Genomic DNA, 1,660 nt, shown 5'->3' on the forward strand with positions numbered 1-1,660 from the left:
ACTCATCATCCACGATCCACGGCGCCGCCACGGCGAAACATACTGCACGACAGTGGGTCTCATCGCTACCTGACCGAACCTGTTAGGGGCTCTTACGCAGAATCGCAGTCGACGCCGCCGATGCGTCGATGACGTACTCGTCACTCGCCACGCGCGTCCTCCAAGGCCGCCAGGATCGAGTCCCGGTCGGCACCGGGCTTGCTGTCACGCTCGAGCGCCTCCCGGATCGCCGCCATCGTCTCAGCCTTCGACCGACGCCGGGCCGTAGCAATCAACTCACGGCGCATATACGCCTGCAACGACATCCCCGCAGCCTCGGCCCGCCGACGAAACACCTCAGCGACTTCGTCCGGTAGGTCTCTGATCTGGATCGTAGCCATAGCGCTATTATAGCGCTGAAACAGCGCTGTCGATGTGTGGGCAGCAGACAGTTCGACCGACCACAGCCCCCAACTCCACAGTCGGACCAGCGCACCCCGGTCCGCGAGATCGCTGCCTGACACAGACGCCGAGATTTGGCTCCGCCGACAGGACACCTATCGACGTAGCAGGCCTGACCCGGCGTCGCGACAGTCAGTCGAGCTTGTTGGACTGATTTCGGATGGCCAATTGCGTCGCCTCATCACAGTTCTTGTAGGCAGCGCCAGCTTTGCGGTACATATCGGCCATCTGAGTGAGTATCTCGATGTGTTGCCGAGCGGCATCAAAATACGATCCAGACCCCTCACCACCTTCGGCAAGTTCAGCAAACTTCCTACCCAGAGCTTTGGCAGAATTGAGATCACCGAATGAATCCACCGTAACCATACGCTGCGTCCTCCGCGCGAGGTCATTGAGGTCATTTATATAGTCTTCACACCACTTGGCACACCGTTCAGCGGCGTCATATTCAATAATTAGCCGACCGGCAGCTGCCTCACCGGCGAGCGTCTTGAACTGTTGCGCCATACCATTTGTGTCAGCCATTGCAGAGTCCTTACTTCATATATGGGTACTACCGTGGGATAAATTCCAAGAAATGAGGAGCCGCTGCGGACACCCACTGGCACGGGTCGGTGGTCGACTTACTACTCAGGAACCTCAAGGCAGACACAGATACTCGCCCCTGCGCGGTGTCGAAAGTAATCTGGCATTCGTTCGGAGGTATCTGTGAACCAACGTAGTGCTGCACAGCGGTCCGCCCGCCAACCGTGATGTCCCGGAAGTCGCTGAAACGATCGTTCGTTCGGAATTCGTCAAGCGTGTGGGTAGTCGCAATGAGCCCGATGTAATAGCCGTCAGCATCCCAATCACACCCTTTCCAATCCTCCCTACCCACCGAAAATGGATTGTCATCCTTCGATGCCGGATCGCCCCCCGCCGCGATTACCGCGCTGTCCGGCACCGTGCACGGATCGAACAGCTGTTCCGTCGTCAACGGAGCCCCACTGGCTTCAGGCTGCCCATCCACCGCCTTCGAGCACCCCATCAGCGCAAGCACAGCGCACCCCACAGTAGCCATTCCGACCAGTCGCATCAGTCTCTCCTAGATCCGCGCAACGCTCACTCGATATCTTAGACCGTGCCTCACGTCGTGAGTTTCGTGATGTGATCGCTTGTGCTGCATAATCGTTGGCCGTGACCGACGCCTTGTCGAGGCGGCTGGTGCCCGACGAGTTGT

3 protein-coding genes are annotated in these 1,660 nt (G+C 58.7%); all 3 read right to left on the reverse strand.

The window, feature by feature from the left end:
• Positions 1-140 precede the first annotated feature (140 nt).
• The 3 genes from ACFXK0_RS29010 to ACFXK0_RS29020 all read right to left on the reverse strand — a co-directional run bounded on the left by ACFXK0_RS29010 (position 141) and on the right by ACFXK0_RS29020 (position 1,516).
• Complete coding sequence (locus ACFXK0_RS29010) at positions 141-380, reverse strand: antitoxin (protein WP_379414268.1); 240 nt, start codon at positions 378-380, stop codon at positions 141-143.
• A 193-nt stretch (positions 381-573) separates the two neighbouring features.
• Positions 574-966, reverse strand: a complete 393-nt coding sequence (locus ACFXK0_RS29015; RefSeq protein WP_379414269.1) for a hypothetical protein — start codon at positions 964-966, stop codon at positions 574-576.
• A 28-nt stretch (positions 967-994) separates the two neighbouring features.
• Positions 995-1,516, reverse strand: coding sequence for a DUF3558 domain-containing protein (locus ACFXK0_RS29020; RefSeq protein ID WP_379414270.1), 522 nt, complete (start codon positions 1,514-1,516; stop codon positions 995-997).
• Positions 1,517-1,660: the final 144 nt, after the last annotated feature.

Origin of the sequence: Nocardia sp. NPDC059177 (assembly GCF_042755165.1) — a bacterium.
In the GTDB taxonomy this organism is placed as follows: domain Bacteria; phylum Actinomycetota; class Actinomycetes; order Mycobacteriales; family Mycobacteriaceae; genus Nocardia.